Source organism: Aquicoccus sp. SU-CL01552 (genome assembly GCF_040365005.1).
In the GTDB taxonomy this organism is placed as follows: domain Bacteria; phylum Pseudomonadota; class Alphaproteobacteria; order Rhodobacterales; family Rhodobacteraceae; genus Antarcticimicrobium.
In genome coordinates this window covers 146,336-161,950 of record NZ_BAABWV010000010.1, presented here as the reverse complement: position 1 = coordinate 161,950, position 15,615 = coordinate 146,336, and the positions used below count along the sequence as shown (strand labels likewise).

Here is a 15,615-nt window from a genome sequence, read left to right as displayed (position 1 = left end):
GAGGGACGGGCTGGTTCACCAGAGAGGTGGTCTTGATCCGCTTACCAGGTCTTCCAGTCGCCCGATTTCTCGAACGCGTCGGCCAGCGTATACAGGGTGCTTTCATCCCACAGTTTGCCGACCAACATCATGCCCACGGGCAGGCCATCGACTGTGCCGCAGGGCACCGACAGCGCCGGGTGATGGGTGATGTCGAACGGCGCGGTGTTCGCGAGGATTTCAAAGCCACGCTGAAGGATTTCCTCACGGCTGGCATCAGCTGCCGGGAGCGGCGTCGCGACCATCGGAACGGTGGGCATCAGGATCGCATCGTAATCGGCCAGCACCGCGTCATAGGCAGCGCGCAGGGTTTTGACGATGTTATGGGCCTTGCCATAGTAACGCTTGCCGTGCTGATCGTCAGCGTATTGCGCGAACAGCATCGCGCACTTCAGCGTCTCGGACAACTCGTCGGCGCGTTCGCGCCAACCGCGATGGAAATCCATGAAACTGGTGACATAGAGATCGGAACGCGACGTGCCGTAGCCATCGCCCAGCATCATCGTCTGCATCGAGCCTTCCAGCCCGATCGGGGTCCAGATTGCCGGGCCCATCAGGTGCAAGGGGATCGAGACTTCTTCGACGGTAACGCCAAGTGCCTCAAGCTTCTTGGCCGCTTCGCGGACCTTGTCGTCGGAGGCCGCTTCGGAATTGGCGTGGCCGAACCCTTCCTTGAGGATGGCGACCTTCATGCCCTTGACCGGCTTGTCCAGCGCCTCGGTGTAGTTGGAAACCGAGATATCGATTTGACGGCTGTCATAACCATCGGACCCGGCAAGCACTTCGAGCATCAACGCGCTGTCAGCGACAGTCGCGGTGATCGGGCCGGTGTGGTCGACCGTGATTTCGATCGGCACGATGCCGGTATAAGGAACAAGGCCATGCGTCGGCTTCATGCCCACGGTGCCGCAGAACGCTGACGGCATGCGGATCGATCCGCCCTGATCGCCACCGACGGCCATGTCGACCTCGCCCTTCGCGACCAATGCAGCCGCGCCCGACGACGACCCGCCAGCGGATTTCGTCGGATCATTCGGGTTGCAAACCGGCCCCAACGCCGAGGTGTGCGAGCCGCAAGACATGCAGAAACACTCGCAATGCGCCTTGCCCACGATGGTGGCACCCGCGTCCAGCAGCCGCGTCACGACGGTGGCGTCAATGTTGGGGACATAGCCTTCCAAGGTGGACGAGCCGTTCATCATCGGCACGCCGCCCAGCATGACGTTGTCCTTCAGGACGACGGTCTTGCCCTTGAGCTTGCCTTCGGGGGCACCGGTCACGGTGGATTTGACGTACCAGGCATTCAGCTCGTTTTCTTCTACCGGCGGACGTTTGCCGGGGGTGCGCGGGTAGGTCACCTCGGGCACCGGGTCGATCATCAGGTCGATCGCGTTGTAGTCATCAACATAACCCTGCATCAGCCCCTGAAATGATTTCACATCCTCGGGCGAGAGGTTGAAGCCAAGGCGCTTGGCCACATCGGCCAATTGTTCTTCGTTCGGAAGTGTCACAGACATCCAATCATTCCTTTCAATGGTGTCGTTTGAGGGCGCCCCGAAGGGGCGCGAGTTCAGGCGGTGAAACCCATAAAGGCGCTCACTGCACTGGCATCTGTCAGTTCGGACTTGGGGATTTCGCGTTCCAGAACGCCATTCGAAATGGCGTAGACGCGATCCGACAGACCGGTGATGAAATCGAGATTCTGTTCCACCAGAACGATGGTGATGTCGATCTTCTTGGTCAGTGCCGAAAGGGTGTCGACAATTTCGTCAATGATCGACGGCTGGATGCCTTCGGTCGGCTCGTCCAACAGCATCAGGCGGGGATGGCGTGCCAGGCAGCGCGCCAGCGCCAAGAGTTGCTGCTCGCCGCCTGACAGCGCGCCACCACGACGGTCAAGCAAGCGCTTCAGACGAGGAAACAGTTCAAGCATTTCATCACTGACCCGCGCCATCTCGGTCTTGCCGCCTGAGATGGCGACATGCAGGTTCTCCTCGACCGTGAGGTTCGGAAAGATCTGCCGGCCCTGAGGAACAAGTCCGATTCCCATCTTGGCACGCGCGTCCACGGCGGTGCCGCGGATGGACCGGCCATCGAAGTTGATTTCGCCGCCGGTGACTTTCACATAGCCCATGATCGAGCGCATCAGCGTGGTTTTGCCCATGCCGTTGTGGCCCAGAATGCCGACGATTTCGCCCGCTTTCGCATGGAAGTTGACGCGGTGCAGCGCGGGCACGAGGCCGTAGGCGGCCGACAGATCCTTTACGTCAAGCAGCATTGGCCTGTTTCCCTAGGTAAATTTCCTGAACCTCGCGGTCCTGCATGATGTCGTTGATCATTCCTTCGCGGAAGATTGCGCCCCGATTGAAGACCGTGACAAAATTGGCAATCTGCCGGATGAAGGCCATGTCGTGTTCGACCACGACCACAGCTGCGCTTCGGGCGGATTCCAGCACGAGCTGTGCAAGGCGGTCGCGTTCATCTCCCGTCATCCCGGCAGCAGGTTCGTCCAGCAAGATCAGCTTGGGCTCACCCGCCAGCACCATCGCCAGTTCCACCAGCTGGCGCTGACCGTGGGACAACAGACCAACCTCGCGCTTGGCCAGATGGGTGATGCCGCAGCGTTCCAAGGTGTGATGCGTCAGGTCTTTGGCCATCGGCGCGAGGTGTTTGCGACGGGCAGACAACCGCACGTTTTCATAGGCGGTGACGCCATCGAAGACGTTGGGGACCTGGGTCTTGATACCCACGCCAAGGTTGACGATCTGATGCGTCAGCGCGCCGGTAATGTCCTGATCGGACAGGGTAATCTTGCCCTCGGTCGGCGTCAGCTGGCCGGTGAGGCATTTGAAGAAGGTGGATTTCCCCGCCCCGTTCGGCCCCAACAGACAGCGCAGTTCGCCTTCCGCCAAGTTGAAATCAACGTTGTCTACAGCCGTCACACCGCCAAAGCGCATGGTCAGACCACGAGTGGTAAGGAGGTATTTGCTCATTCTTTCACGGCCTTTGCGGGCACATCCCGCCCATGGTTGCGTTTCCACAGCACGTAGCCGCCAAGCGCCAGCGAGCGTGCGGTCGGCACGATGCCCTTGGGCAGCGCCAAGACCAGCACCACCATGATTGCGCCAAGCACGGCGATCGGATTGACCACGTCCACGGTGCCAAGTTGCAGCGTCAGCCATTGCAAGAGAATGCAGCCGATAATCGGACCGACCAGGGTGCCGACACCACCCGCCATGACCCAGACAAGCGCTTTGGCAGACATTTCCATCGACACTGAGTTCGGGTCGATGAACGCCTGGTAGGTGGCCCACATGGCCCCAGCGAGGCCTGCAATGCCGCCGCCAATGGCGAATACGATGACCTTTTGTTTGCGCACGTCATAGCCCAACAGCGCGGCGCGGGTCTCGTTCTCGCGGATGCCGATGGTGACGCGGCCGAAGTCGGACGCGATAAGGAACCGCAGAGCAACGTAGATGACGATCAAGAAACCCATGAACACCTGGAACATCTGGCCCGGATCCAGCCATGCGCCGGGATCGCCCGGGATGTGCAGTGTCGGGATCGACGGGATCCCATTGAAGCCCCCAAGCCGCGCCGATCCGATGGAATACTCGGGCCCGGCAGTGTGGTTGATCAGCTTCCAGAAAATCAGCGCCACGACCATTGTCACAACACCAAGGTAGACGTCCGACAATCGGCCGTAGAACATGAAATACCCAAGCGCTGCGCCAAAAACCGTGGGGACGATGATGGACAGCACCAAGGGGATCGTCGTGCTGCCCATATTGATCGACGCAACCGCGAAGGTATACGCACCAAGGCCAAAGAAGGCCGCTTGACCAAAGCTCAGGATGCCTCCGAAGCCCCAGATGTATCCGAGGGACAGGGCGAAGATCGACAGAACGACATATTGCGTGATCTGCATGATGGTAAAGAGATCCAGCATCACCGGAGCGATGAACATCACTGCCAGCCCTATGGCGACCATGATGTAGAAACCTGGATCACGGGTAACTTTTTTTTCCATTAGCCCCAGTCCCTTACAAAGATTTCTTGAAGATGCTTCCGGTGATGCCCAGCGGCAGCAGCCGTAGCAGTACAAGCGCGGCCAGAAGCAGTGCCGCGTCGCCATAGACAGGCCCGGAAAGGAACGTCACGCCCTGGCTGATCGAGCCAAGAAGACCCGCCGCTGTCAGCGTGCCGGTGATGACGGAGGCGCCCCCGGTGATCACGGTGATGAAGCTTTGCGCAATGAAGTTCACGCCCATGGTCGGCACAACGCCCGTCAGCGGAGCCAGCAGCGCGCCGGCAAAACCGGTGACGGCCGAGCCGATGCCAAAGGTCGCCATGTAGACCCAGCGCGTCGGGATGCCCAAAGCCTCGGACATATCGGGATTCTGCATGGTGGCGCGGGCAATCAGCCCGGCCTTGGTGAATTTCAGCACCGCCCAGATCAGCGCCAGCAGCGCAATGGCGGCAAAGATCAACACGAGGTTATAGCGCGGCATCTGGTAGTCCCCGATGCTCATCCCGCCCAACGGGGTCGCAACCCCGGTGACTGAATTGCCGAAGATCATCGTCACGCCGCCGATCATCAGCATCGACAGCCCCCATGTCGCCAAGAGGCTGTCAAGGATGCGCCCATAAAGCCGCTGGATCACCAGCCGTTCGACAAGGACACCAAAGATGCCAACCACGATGGGCGCAAGGACGAGCATGGCAAACCATTCGTTCACGCCATGTCCGGTGGAAATAACCACCGTGTATCCGCCCAGCATAAGGAATTCTCCGTGGGCGAAGTTGATGATCCGCATCATGCCAAAGATGATCGCCAGCCCCGAGGCCAGCAGCACCAGCCAAGCAACGGCGCGCACCATTTCAAGGGCGATTACGATAGTATAGTCCATGCTCGTCTCCTGCTATTCAGATCAGAGGCTGATCTCGACGTGCTTGTTCGAGTCAGGGTTTGCGATCAGATCACAGACCATCTGAGTGTCGGTCGGCGGGCTATTGGGAAAGGCTTTCTTGATGTTGAACACCTGGTCCTGCAGCTCCGCGATGTACACGTCGCGAATGGCGTGCTGGGTCTTGGGGTCGATTTTGACCTTGCCGGCAGGCATGTCGTAGGTCTTGCCCGAGGTCAGCACCTCAAGCAGCGGATCGCGTTCGGTGGTGCCAGCCTCGGCAACCGCGTCGGCCCACATCCTGACGGCCTCGTAGGTTACTTCGGAAATCTCGGACATCACCCAATCCTTGTCGGGATAGGCCGCCGCGACCTTTTTGAGGAATGCCTTGTTGGTCGGGTTGTCGATCTCCTCGAAATACCCAAACGACGCGGTGAGGCCATTGCCCTCTTCGGCGGTCAGGAGCAACTGGTCCGATCCGCCGGCGCCCAACACGGTCGACATCACCGGGATTTCCGATTTCATGCCGGCTGCCGCCCACTGACGGTAAAAGCCCATGTGCGACGTGCCGACCAGTGCCGACAGGACGAAATCAGGCTTTGCGCCCTGGATCTTGGACACGGTCGAACCGAACTGCGACACGTCCAGCGGGAAGAATTCGGTTTCAATGACTTCGCCGCCGTTTTCCTCGACGTAGCGTTTCACCCAGGCCGCGGTAATGTGGCCATAGTTGTAATCGGCCGCGATGGTGTAAACCTTCTTGCCGTACAGGTTCATGCCATACGGGATCAGGCGGGCAACGGTCTGCGCGGGCGTGGTGCCCAGCGTGACCTCGTTGCGGTCGCATACACCGCCTTCGTACTGGGTGTTGTAGAAGTAGAAGGTGTCGTAGCGGTGAAAGATCGGGCGAATCGTCTCGCGCGAGGCGGACGTGATGCCGCCCAGAACCACATCGACACGGTCCTTCAGAGCCAGCTGCGTGGCATACTGCGAATACAGTGACATGTTCGACTGCGGGTCATAGATCACCGGCTCGAGCATTTTGCCAAGCAGGCCTCCGGCCTCGTTGATCTCGTCGATGGCGAGCTTGAACACCTGGTTCATCGGAACGCCGACCGAATCAAGTGCGCCGGACAGGTCGTGCAGGCCACCGATCTTGATTGTGTCGGCCTGGGCTCGTGCGACCAGCGGTGCGGCCAGAATGGCCGCGCTGGCCATGCCAGTGGTTTGAAGGAAGTTCCGTCTGCTGAGTTTGGTCATGTTATCCCCGTTGGTAGATGGACTGGCCCGACGCTCTCAGATTTACTTGAAAAGTAGAATATCCATTTTCTAATAATGCCGGAATCCACGAACTGTGATGATTTATTGTGCACATCCGAGGTCATCTGCCTGAATGGTGACCACCTTTTGTGTTGAAGCGGGATTCGGGACCCATTAATCGACCTGCAGTCGCGAGCCGGGGCCATCGACGAACACGCATAGCGCGGCCTCGCGCTTTGCGACCCGGATGACATCGGCTTTGCTCAGGTGATCCCGGGCCAGGGCTTTGCGGCGCAGTTCGCCGCTTGTATTCGGCGAGACCAGACCCCTCCGAACGACAAATGGCTCTTGGGAGAAGTCGTGCTCCCGATCAATGCCAAAAAGCACTCGCCCTGGCGCGCGAAAGATACCAACGGCAACCTACGCGACATCCTTGTCCGGAGGCGCCGCGGGAAAAATCATGGAGCAATTCAGTTCCCCCGGGCCAGCGCAGCGGTACCTCGCGACACATGACCGGATCAGCGCCATCTGCCCGATCCGCCGAAATGTCCTCCCGAGCGCCATCATCCCAACAGGATCGCGTTCAGCTGAAAACAACTTGGGAATGGCATTCCGCGGGATTGCCGCACGATGGTTGATTGCGGGGTTCGTGTCGGTCTGAACGGCCGCCCCATCCTATCGAGCAGGCAAGAAACAATCGTGCCCGCGGCGCCGAGAAGATCCGGGAGCGGGCTCTGGGGTGTTGCGCAACACGCCGGGTACGCAAGAGAGGGCGCTCAGCCCCTTTTACTCCGACGTTCCTCGGTCGCGCCCGTCAGATCGGCGATTTCCTCGGCGGTGAAGCCGGCCCCCTGCAGGACCTCATGGGTATGCGCGCCGAGTTCCGGCGCGGGCAGGCGGGGGGTGCAGGGCGTTTTGTCCAGCTTTACCGGGAACCCCAGCATGCGCACCGGGCCATGGCCAGGGTGATCGACCTCGATCGCCATCTCCTGCGCCACGATCTGAGGATCCTCGAACGCTTCGCTCAGGCTTTGCACCCGCCCGCAAGGCACGCCGGCGGCGTTGAGCCGGGTAATCCAGGCATCCTGCGTATCGGTAACCAACCTCTCGTCGAGAAGCCGGTGCAACACGTCGCGGCAGGCAAAACGCTTGGCATTGGTGTCGAACCGCTCGTCCGACATCAGATGCCCCAGATCCAGTGCGTCCAGCAGCCGTCGCAGGATGGTGTCGTTCGACGGGGCGATGGCGATCTTTCCGTCCGCGGCCTGGAACAAGCCATAGGGCGCAACCAGCGGATGGTCGTTGCCGGTCCGCTCGGACTCGGCTCCGGTGGCGAAATATTCCGCCGCGAGATAGGCCATGGTGCTCATGGCTCCGTTGACCATGGCCGCCTCGACGTGCTGGCCGTTGCCGTTCAGATCCCGCCCGCGCAGGGCGGTGACGACGCCAAAGGCACAGTAGACTCCGGCCAGCAGATCGGTAATCGGCTGCGCCATGCGCATGGGTTCACCGCCTGCCGGGCCATTGGTCGCCATCAACCCGCTCATCGCCTGCGCGATGAAATCGAATGCCGGCCGCTCGACGTAAGGGCCGGTGCTGCCGAACCCGTTGATCGAGGCCGTGACGAGGCGCGGATTGATCTGTTGCAGGCGCTCCTTGCCGAACCCCATCTTCTCCAGCACACCGGGGCGGTAATTCTCCAGCAGGACATCGGCATCCGCCAGCAACCGGGCCAGCGCCGCCCGGCCGGCCTCCGTGTAAAGGTCGAGCACCACCGACTTCTTGTTGCGGTTGAAGCTGGCAAAATACCATGACAGCCCGTCGCGGATCGTCCCCTGGGCCCGCACCGGATCACCCTGGGGCGTTTCGATCTTGAGGACCTCGGCCCCCATGTCCCCCAGCATCATCGAGCAATAGGGCCCCGACAGGACACGGGTGAGGTCGATCACGCGGAGTCCGTCCAGCGGCAGGCGGGGCGCCGTCGTCTTATCGGTCATGCTGCTCATCCTGCCGCACAGGGCACCGCGTCACGCCGATGCAAGGTCAACCGCGGCCCTGCCTTCATCACCTGTCCCGGCAGCGGCCGGTCCAGTATCTTTTCCATGCGGCGGGCGACCGCGAAGACCGCCTCCAGATCGACTCCGGTCGCAACGCCCGATTCCTCCAGCAGATAGACCAGGTCCTCGGTGCAGATATTGCCCGTCGCGCCGGGCGCGAAGGGACAGCCGCCCAATCCACCAAGACTGGATTCATAGCGGGTGATCCCCTCCAAGAGCCCGGCATAGACACAGGCCAGTCCAACCCCCCGGGTGTTGTGGAAATGCAGCGTGATCGCGGCCTCCGGCACCTCGCGCTTCAGTGCGCGGCAACGCTCCTGCACCAGCAGAGGCGTCGCCATGCCGGTGGTGTCGCCCAGGCTGATGCGGGTGATGCCCATATCCGCATAGGCGCGCGCCAGCTCGGTGATCGCCGTGACCGGCACATCCCCTTCGAACGGGCACCCGAAGGCGGTGGCGATGGCGCCCTGCACCGGAATCCCGGCCTCTTCCCCGATGCGGCAAATCTCGCGGAACGCTGTCAGCGAGGTTTCGCGACTGCAATTCACGTTGGCCTGGTTGTGGCTTTCCGAGGCGGAGAGGAACACCACCATCGCATCGACCCCGGCCTCGACCGCGCGGGCGGCGCCACGGGCGTTGGGCACCAGCGCGGTCAGCTCGGCGCCCTTGCCGCGATCGATCCCGGCAAACACCTCGGCAGCGTCGCGCATCTGCGGCACCGCCCGTGGAGAAACGAAAGAGCTGACCTCGAACTGGCGCAAGCCGGCGGCGATCAGGTCGTTGACCATGGCGATCTTGGCCTCGGTCGGCACCCAGTCGGGCAAGGCCTGCAACCCGTCGCGGGGGCCGACTTCGGTGATCCGAACCTCGGCGGGAAAACCTTCGATCCTGGTATGCGGCATGGGGGCTCCAAAAGGTGATTGATTTGGTCTACCGGAGTGGTATACCAATTGCGGAGAGGGAGGGTCAATGCCGACACGCACCACGTCCGACACGGCAGGAGAAGAGCCGAAGCGCCTGCACGAACAGGCGCTTGCGCAGATGCGCGCGGACATCCTGTCGCTGGCGCTCGCGCCGGGCGAGGCGGTATCCGAGCGCAATCTCGAGACCCGCTACGGCGTATCCCGGACATTGATCCGACAGGCTCTGGCCACCCTGATCCAGGAGGGGCTGGTACAGCGCATCACCCGCAGTTACGTCGTTGCCCCCTTCGATGTGCAGGAGCTGGTCGAGCTGTTCGAGTTCCGCGAAGAGGTCGAGGTTTCGGCGGTCCGGCTGGTCTGCGAACGGGCCACGCCCGAGCAACTCGACGCATTGCAGGCGACTGTCGATCGCGGCCTCGAGGAACTGGAGCCGGAGGATTGGCTCGGCTCCGGCCTGGATATCCACGTTGAGCTGGCCGAGCTGTCGGGCAACCGCTACCTGCGCGAGGCCGTGCGCGATGCCGCCCGCCGCGCGCTGCGCGCCCGCTGGCTTCTGGCCAGTGATCCCGGCGAGCGCGAAGTCGCCCACCGCGAACATTCGGAAATCATCGCACATGTCCGGCACGGCGATGTGGACAAGGCCGTCACCGCAATCCGCGCGCACACGCGCGCCGTGCGGGATCAGATCCTCGGGGCCATAGGCGAGGCGCGGCGCTATCTTGGTGCGCGCAGCTTTGCCGACGATCCCGACGACGCCATCCGGCATCCCCGCAAGGATGCCTGAGCGCCGGTCCGCCGGCACATTTCGGAGAAGACACGAGGGAGGAAAAAACGACATGTTTTTCGCTAGAAACATCTTCGGAGCGGCCATCCTGACCGCGACACTGGGGGTCACCACGGCCAGCGCGGAGGAATGCATCGCGCCGGCCGATCCGGGCGGCGGCTGGGACTTCACCTGCCGGACCGTGGGCCAGCTCCTGCATGAACTGGACATCGTGGACGCGCCTGTCCAGGTCACCAACATGCCCGGCGGCGTCGGCGCCGTGGCCTTCGCGAACGTGGCGGCCAAGCGCTCGGACGATGCCGATCTTCTGGTCGCCACCTCGACCGTCGGCGTGACCCAGATCGCACAGGGCAAATACCCCGGCGATGTCAGCGTGATGCGCTGGCTTGGGATGCTGGGAAGCGACGTGGGCGTGATCGTCGTTGACGCCGATTCCGAGTACAAGTCGATCGATGACCTGCTGGCCGCGCTCAAGGCCGATCCGACCTCGGTACCGGTGGCAGGGTCGTCCGGCGCCGGCGGTTGGGACCATATCCGCCTGTTGATGCTGGCGGATTCGGCAGGCATGTCCGGCAACGACTACAAGGCGATCCGCTGGGTCCAGTTCGACGGCGGCAGCCCGGCGGTGACCCAGATGATGGGGGGTCAGGTCGGCGCCGTATCGACCGACCTGGGCGAGATTGCCGGCTTTGTCGAATCCGGCGATATCCGCATCCTCGCGGCGCTGTCGGATGAACGCATCCCGGCCTTCCCGGACGCCCCGACCGCCAAGGAACAGGGGTACGACGTGACCGGCTATAACTGGCGCGGCTTCTACACCGGCGGGGACGTGTCCGCCGAGGCCTATGACGCCTGGGTCGAAAAGCTGAAGACCCTCTATGACAGCGAGGCCTGGAAAGAGGCGGCCAAGGCCAACGGCCTGGTTCCGGTATGGCGCGGCGGCACGGCCTTCGAGGGCTACGTGGTCGAGCAATCCGCCAAGATGGAACAGATTTCGCGTGAAATCGGGGTCATCGAATGACAGACCGTATCGTCGGCCTGGTGTTTCTGACACTGTCGATCTGGTACGGCGTGACCGCGGGGGATTACAAGGCGAGCTTCGGCGACCCCTTGGGCCCCGCGGCCTTTCCCATGATGGTCGCGGTGCCCGCGGCGCTGATGAGCGTCATGATGATCCTGCAACCGGGGTCGAATCCGGCCTGGGCAACGGGCCGGCCAATGGCCCGGCAGGCCGCCACGTTGGCGGTTCTGCTGGGCTATGCCCTGTTGTTGGAGCGGCTCGGTTTTCCGCTGGCGACAATGCTCGGCGTCACCCTGCTTGCGCGGCTGATCGGCACGGGTTGGCAAAAGGCGATCAGCGCCGGCGTGGTGATCGCGCTGCTGCTCTATGTGTCGTTCGACCGGCTTCTGGGGCTTCCGCTGCCTCTTCTTCCCAATCTCACGGGCTGATATTCCATGGAACTTCTTGATGCGCTCGGCGCCGGCTTTTCGGTCGCGCTCACGCCGACCAACCTGCTGCTGGCCTTCTTCGGCTGTTTCGTCGGGACGCTGATCGGCGCCCTACCGGGGCTCGGCCCGGTCAATGGCGTGGCGATCCTGATCCCGCTGGCCTTCGCGATGAAGCTGGAACCGGCCTCGGCGCTGATCATGCTGTCCTGCATCTATTATGGCTGCATGTACGGCGGGCGCATCTCCAGCATCATGCTGAACATCCCCGGCGACGAGCCGGCGATCATGACCACGCTCGACGGCTATCCCATGGCCAAGGCAGGCAAGGCGGCCGAGGCCCTGGGCATCTCCGCCGTCGCCTCCTTCATCGGCGCCACCGCGGCGACCATCGGCCTGACGCTGTTTGCCCCGCTGCTGGCGCAGGCCGCGATCCACTTCGGCCCAAGCGATTATTTCGCGCTCTATGTCATGGCCTTTGCCACCATCGGCGGGGTCGTGGGCGTCAACCCGGCCAAGACACTGCTCGCCGCGTTCCTGGGGCTGATGCTGGCCACGGTCGGGCTCGATCCCGGCACCGGCACCGCGCGCTATACCTTCGGATCCTTCAACCTCTATGACGGGTTTGATCCGATCGTCTCGATCGTCGGGCTGTTCGCCATAAGCGAGGTGCTGGTCTATTTCGAGACGGCGGCACGCTCGGGCGGCGACAGGATACCGCTTGGACGGGCATTACCGCGCCTGAGCGAGATCACCAAGGGGCTGACCGCCTCGCTGCGCGGCTCGGTCATCGGTTTCATATGCGGGGTTCTGCCGGGGGCGGGCGCCTCTCTCGGGGCCTTCGTCTCCTATACCACCGAAAAACAGTTCAGCGACAAGGACGGCACCTTCGGCAAGGGAGATCCGCGCGGCATCGCCGCACCGGAGGCGGGCAACAACGCGGCCTCCGGCGGCGCGCTGATCCCGATGCTGACCCTCGGCGTGCCGGGGAGCGGCACCACGGCGGTGATGCTGGCGCTGCTGATCTCGCTCAACATCCAGCCCGGTCCGCTGCTGTTCGAGCGCGAACCGGACATGGTCTGGGGCCTGATCGCCTCGCTCTATATCGCCAATTTCGTCCTGCTGATCCTGAACATCCCGATGGTCGGCCTGTTCACCCGGTTGCTGAGCCTGCCGCAATGGCTGCTGATGCCCTTCGTCGTGATGGTCAGCTTCATCGGGATCTATTCGATCAGCCATTCGACCTTTGACCTGATGGTGATGATCGGGTTTGGGGTGCTGGGCTATCTGCTGCGCAAGCTCGACATCTCTCTGGTGCCGGTGGTGCTGGGGTTGCTGCTCGGCGCCGATATGGAGAACAACCTGCGCCGGGCGCTGTCGATCTCCGGCGGCGATTTCGCGGTGCTGTTCGAAAGTCCGATCGCGCTGACGATCTACGCGATCACGATCCTGATGCTGATGCTGGCCTTCCGTATGGCCCGCAAGGGGGCGCAGACCCGAGGCCGCGACTGAGCCGCCGGAGGGCGCTCCGGGGCTTGCAGCCACGGGGCGCCCCAAAGTCGGTAGAGGTCTGCGTCGTCACTAGTGTGGTGAAAAAAATCCGCCGCGAAGATCGCCGCCAATCCCAACCGCGTCACGCGCCGATCCGCTCCAGACCGAGGCGCTGAGCACATAACGGCGGGCTTTATCATGTCCGTCGACGACCCGCACCAGCACGCGCAAAGACGTTGGCAATCCCCATACACGTTCCCAGGCCATACCGCCGGTTCAGTTATCTTCCGGGCGGCGAAAGATACGCGATAGTTCGGGAAGAAATGCTTGCCCGTGCCCGTCTCCGACCGCAGCGGTGATCGCCGCATGAATGCCGTCAGCGATGGTTTTCTGCGCCCCGGCGTGTTCAGACATCATTCGAAAATAGTCGATGTCCTTTAGCGCGTTGCTGACAAAAAAGGGCAGTCCTTCGCTGTCCCCGTCAGTGATGAACGGCGCCATTCGGTCAAGCGCAATGCTGGCCCCGCCGCCTGTGGCGATGACATCGACAAACCGTTTGGGATCGACGTTTGCATCGGCAGCCTGGGCAGCAGCTTCGGCCAACAAGGTCATGAAACCGACGGAGACGTAGTTGTGCAACAGCTTCAGCCGGTGGCCGGCACCGAGAGGACCGACGTGATCGACAGCCTCGGTAAAGGTGGACAGAACCGGACGGACTTTTTCAAGAACCTCCGGATCGCCACCGACCAACAGGTTCAGCGTCCCCTCGTGCGCGTGTCTTGCCGTGCGTGTCATCGGTGCGTCAAGGAAATCCCCCCCGGCGGCCTTTACCATCTCACCCATGCGAATAGTGGCTTCGGGCAAGGCGGTGGAGCAATCGACCACCACGGTGCCCGGACGCAGACTTGAAAGAACCCCGTCCTCGCCGGCAAGAACCGCCTCGACCTGTGGCGAGCCGGTAACGCAGAGAATGATGACGTCTGAAGCGGCGGCCACCTCGGCCGAGGTCGCGCTGCCGGTTCCGCCGAGCGCCAGGATCTCCTCCACGGGCTGGTTGCCCGGATGGTCGAGGAAGGAAAGCGCCATTCCCCCCCGCCCCAAGACGTTGCGTGCAATGCCGTGGCCCATAAGCCCGACGCCGATCAATCCTACGTTCATGTCTGTCCTCCACAAACGCACGCGCCAAGGTTTCTACCGGCGCCTTCCTGAGGCTTCGTTGACCGGACCCGCGTGCATTTTCACAGGAGTAGCCGAGTCCACAAAGTCGGGAAAGGCGACCCGGCGCGCGGACCGGGCCATTTTCTTACACCCCGTTCTGCTTTTCTGACGATGGCGATATCAGCGCGTTGCGTTGTCTCCGGCACAACCATCTGCGCCCGGGTTTCAGTTATTTCATCCGTTTTCTTGGGGGGAATGCGTGGCCCGATCGCGCAGGGTGGAGCGGGGCGCGCCATTTCTGCACGGGGCATCAGAAAAATCGAATTGTCGTTCTCCGGGGCGGTTGGCACATTGTTTCGAACCCGGCCAACGCCGGAGAGAAACGCCCCGCCGGGAGACGGGGTGGCCCCGAAAGGGGCATGGAGGAGCTTACGATCGCGGACGATCTCACACGCCCGGCATGGCAGTGCCGGGGCTGGAAGCGTCTGTTTGATCGGCAGGGGAGGATGACATGGCATCCAACGCAAAAGACGCGCCGGGCGGGCGGGTGAAACCGCCGTTCAAGATCACGCAGGAAGGGGTGGTCATGGCCATCGCGGCGGTTCTCTTCGTCGTGTTTTCGATGGCGCTCGACAGGTTCCTGACCCAAGGCAACATTTTGGCCCTTCTCAAGAACGTGGCCATTCTGGGCATGCTGGCGGTCGGCATGGGGTTCGTCATCGTCGGACGGGGGATCGACCTCACCATGGTGGCGGTCATGGTGGTGGGGGTGGCCTTTGCCATCTGGCTGGCGACCCAGGGTTTTACCTTTGGCGAGGCCATCGCGGTAGGCGCGCTACTGGTCGCCGCCTGCGGGCTGGTGACGGGCGTACTGATTGCGGTGGCCGAAGTTCCGCCGATCTTTGCCACGCTGGCCATGGCCTCGGTCGTTTACGGAGGCGGGCGCGTGGCGTTCAATTCGGACGTCCTCTATGCGCCGGGCGGCATTGGATGGCTGACCTTTATCGGATCGGGCACGGTCCTGGGAGTTCCGGTTTCCGTCGTGATCTTCTTTGGAGTGGCAGCCCTGATCGCGTTGTTCCTGCGTTTCACCCGGTTTGGCCGTTTCGTCTATGCCACCGGGGACAATCCGGAGACGGCGCGCACCATGGGCTTGCCATCTCGCCCGGTGGTTATCTCGCAATACGTGATCTCCGCGCTGATCGCCTATGCGGCGGGGATACTGCTGACCGGGTTGGTCTCGGGGATCAACACCCGGCTCTACAACTCGACCCTGATCTACGATGTTCTGCTGGTTGTCGTGCTGGGCGGCATCAGCCTGTCGGGTGGGCAGGGTGGCGTGCGCAACGTGCTGGTGGGAACCGTACTGGTCGGGATCCTGATCAACGGCATGACCATCATGAACTTCAGCTACACCAGCCAGAACCTGATCAAGAGCGTGATCCTGCTGGGCGCGCTGGCGCTCGATGCGGTGATCAATCCACGGGACGAACAGACCTCGCAAAGCGGAGACATCTAAATCCGTTCGAGTTTCAATAAGGGAGGAAACC

General features: G+C 62.4%; 14 protein-coding genes. 5 read left to right on the top strand and 9 right to left on the bottom strand.

Annotated features, from left to right (window positions below; all coding sequences use genetic code 11):
- Nucleotides 1-41: 41 nt before the first annotated feature.
- The 8 genes from ABWV23_RS13010 to ABWV23_RS12970 form a co-directional block, all read right to left on the bottom strand.
- On the bottom strand, nt 42-1,556 hold the full coding sequence (locus ABWV23_RS13010; RefSeq protein WP_353348396.1) for an amidase: 1,515 nt from the start codon (nt 1,554-1,556) through the stop codon (nt 42-44).
- A 53-nt stretch (nt 1,557-1,609) separates the two neighbouring features.
- Nucleotides 1,610-2,317: an ABC transporter ATP-binding protein gene (locus ABWV23_RS13005; protein WP_353348394.1), complete on the bottom strand. Its 708-nt coding sequence runs from the start codon at nt 2,315-2,317 to the stop codon at nt 1,610-1,612.
- Nucleotides 2,307-3,032: an ATP-binding cassette domain-containing protein gene (locus tag ABWV23_RS13000; RefSeq protein WP_353348392.1), complete on the bottom strand. Its 726-nt coding sequence runs from the start codon at nt 3,030-3,032 to the stop codon at nt 2,307-2,309. Before ABWV23_RS13000 ends, ABWV23_RS13005 begins: the two co-directional genes overlap by 11 nt.
- Nucleotides 3,029-4,069: an ABC transporter permease subunit gene (locus tag ABWV23_RS12995; protein WP_353348390.1), complete on the bottom strand. Its 1,041-nt coding sequence runs from the start codon at nt 4,067-4,069 to the stop codon at nt 3,029-3,031. The genes ABWV23_RS13000 and ABWV23_RS12995 overlap by 4 nt, the downstream gene beginning before the upstream one ends.
- A 13-nt stretch (nt 4,070-4,082) precedes the next feature.
- Nucleotides 4,083-4,949 (bottom strand): branched-chain amino acid ABC transporter permease, encoded by an 867-nt coding sequence (locus ABWV23_RS12990; protein ID WP_353348388.1) that lies wholly within the window; start codon nt 4,947-4,949, stop codon nt 4,083-4,085.
- 21 nt (nt 4,950-4,970) lie between these two features.
- Entirely contained in the window at nt 4,971-6,206 is a 1,236-nt protein-coding gene (locus tag ABWV23_RS12985) for a transporter substrate-binding protein (RefSeq protein ID WP_353348386.1), read from the bottom strand.
- A gap of 776 nt (nt 6,207-6,982) precedes the next feature.
- Complete coding sequence (locus ABWV23_RS12975) at nt 6,983-8,203, bottom strand: CaiB/BaiF CoA transferase family protein (RefSeq protein WP_353348384.1); 1,221 nt, start codon at nt 8,201-8,203, stop codon at nt 6,983-6,985.
- Nucleotides 8,204-8,208: 5 nt separating this feature from the next.
- Nucleotides 8,209-9,165, bottom strand: coding sequence for a hydroxymethylglutaryl-CoA lyase (locus ABWV23_RS12970; RefSeq protein ID WP_353348382.1), 957 nt, complete (start codon nt 9,163-9,165; stop codon nt 8,209-8,211).
- Nucleotides 9,166-9,232: 67 nt separating this feature from the next.
- Here ABWV23_RS12970 and ABWV23_RS12965 point away from each other — a divergent pair, with 67 nt between their 5' ends.
- Genes ABWV23_RS12965 through ABWV23_RS12950 form a run of 4 tightly spaced genes read left to right on the top strand, consistent with a single transcriptional unit; the run spans nt 9,233 to nt 12,928 of the window.
- Entirely contained in the window at nt 9,233-9,970 is a 738-nt protein-coding gene (locus ABWV23_RS12965) for a GntR family transcriptional regulator (protein ID WP_353348381.1), read from the top strand.
- Between the two features lie 52 nt (nt 9,971-10,022).
- Entirely contained in the window at nt 10,023-10,991 is a 969-nt protein-coding gene (locus tag ABWV23_RS12960; RefSeq protein ID WP_353348379.1) for a Bug family tripartite tricarboxylate transporter substrate binding protein, read from the top strand.
- Complete coding sequence (locus ABWV23_RS12955; protein WP_353348377.1) at nt 10,988-11,419, top strand: tripartite tricarboxylate transporter TctB family protein; 432 nt, start codon at nt 10,988-10,990, stop codon at nt 11,417-11,419. Before ABWV23_RS12960 ends, ABWV23_RS12955 begins: the two co-directional genes overlap by 4 nt.
- A gap of 6 nt (nt 11,420-11,425) precedes the next feature.
- Entirely contained in the window at nt 11,426-12,928 is a 1,503-nt protein-coding gene (locus ABWV23_RS12950) for a tripartite tricarboxylate transporter permease (protein WP_353348375.1), read from the top strand.
- Between the two features lie 255 nt (nt 12,929-13,183).
- Here ABWV23_RS12950 and ABWV23_RS12945 read toward each other — a convergent pair whose 3' ends face one another.
- Nucleotides 13,184-14,065 (bottom strand): NAD(P)-dependent oxidoreductase, encoded by an 882-nt coding sequence (locus tag ABWV23_RS12945; RefSeq protein ID WP_353348373.1) that lies wholly within the window; start codon nt 14,063-14,065, stop codon nt 13,184-13,186.
- A gap of 511 nt (nt 14,066-14,576) precedes the next feature.
- Between ABWV23_RS12945 and ABWV23_RS12940 the strand changes: the two genes are divergently transcribed.
- Nucleotides 14,577-15,584, top strand: a complete 1,008-nt coding sequence (locus ABWV23_RS12940) for an ABC transporter permease (RefSeq protein ID WP_353348371.1) — start codon at nt 14,577-14,579, stop codon at nt 15,582-15,584.
- Nucleotides 15,585-15,615: the final 31 nt, after the last annotated feature.

What these genes read in the sequence shown, in the direction of transcription:
- ABWV23_RS12990 (WP_353348388.1), bottom strand. Translation starts at nt 4,949, where the DNA reads ATGGACTATACTATCGTAATCGCCCTTGAAATGGTGCGCGCCGTTGCT.
- ABWV23_RS12960 (WP_353348379.1), top strand. Translation starts at nt 10,023, where the DNA reads ATGTTTTTCGCTAGAAACATCTTCGGAGCGGCCATCCTGACCGCGACA.
- ABWV23_RS12995 (WP_353348390.1), bottom strand. Translation starts at nt 4,069, where the DNA reads ATGGAAAAAAAAGTTACCCGTGATCCAGGTTTCTACATCATGGTCGCC.
- ABWV23_RS12955 (WP_353348377.1), top strand. Translation starts at nt 10,988, where the DNA reads ATGACAGACCGTATCGTCGGCCTGGTGTTTCTGACACTGTCGATCTGG.
- ABWV23_RS13000 (WP_353348392.1), bottom strand. Translation starts at nt 3,032, where the DNA reads ATGAGCAAATACCTCCTTACCACTCGTGGTCTGACCATGCGCTTTGGC.
- ABWV23_RS12965 (WP_353348381.1), top strand. Translation starts at nt 9,233, where the DNA reads ATGCCGACACGCACCACGTCCGACACGGCAGGAGAAGAGCCGAAGCGC.
- ABWV23_RS12950 (WP_353348375.1), top strand. Translation starts at nt 11,426, where the DNA reads ATGGAACTTCTTGATGCGCTCGGCGCCGGCTTTTCGGTCGCGCTCACG.
- ABWV23_RS12975 (WP_353348384.1), bottom strand. Translation starts at nt 8,203, where the DNA reads ATGACCGATAAGACGACGGCGCCCCGCCTGCCGCTGGACGGACTCCGC.
- ABWV23_RS12970 (WP_353348382.1), bottom strand. Translation starts at nt 9,165, where the DNA reads ATGCCGCATACCAGGATCGAAGGTTTTCCCGCCGAGGTTCGGATCACC.
- ABWV23_RS12945 (WP_353348373.1), bottom strand. Translation starts at nt 14,065, where the DNA reads ATGAACGTAGGATTGATCGGCGTCGGGCTTATGGGCCACGGCATTGCA.
- ABWV23_RS12940 (WP_353348371.1), top strand. Translation starts at nt 14,577, where the DNA reads ATGGCATCCAACGCAAAAGACGCGCCGGGCGGGCGGGTGAAACCGCCG.
- ABWV23_RS13005 (WP_353348394.1), bottom strand. Translation starts at nt 2,317, where the DNA reads ATGCTGCTTGACGTAAAGGATCTGTCGGCCGCCTACGGCCTCGTGCCC.
- ABWV23_RS12985 (WP_353348386.1), bottom strand. Translation starts at nt 6,206, where the DNA reads ATGACCAAACTCAGCAGACGGAACTTCCTTCAAACCACTGGCATGGCC.
- ABWV23_RS13010 (WP_353348396.1), bottom strand. Translation starts at nt 1,556, where the DNA reads ATGTCTGTGACACTTCCGAACGAAGAACAATTGGCCGATGTGGCCAAG.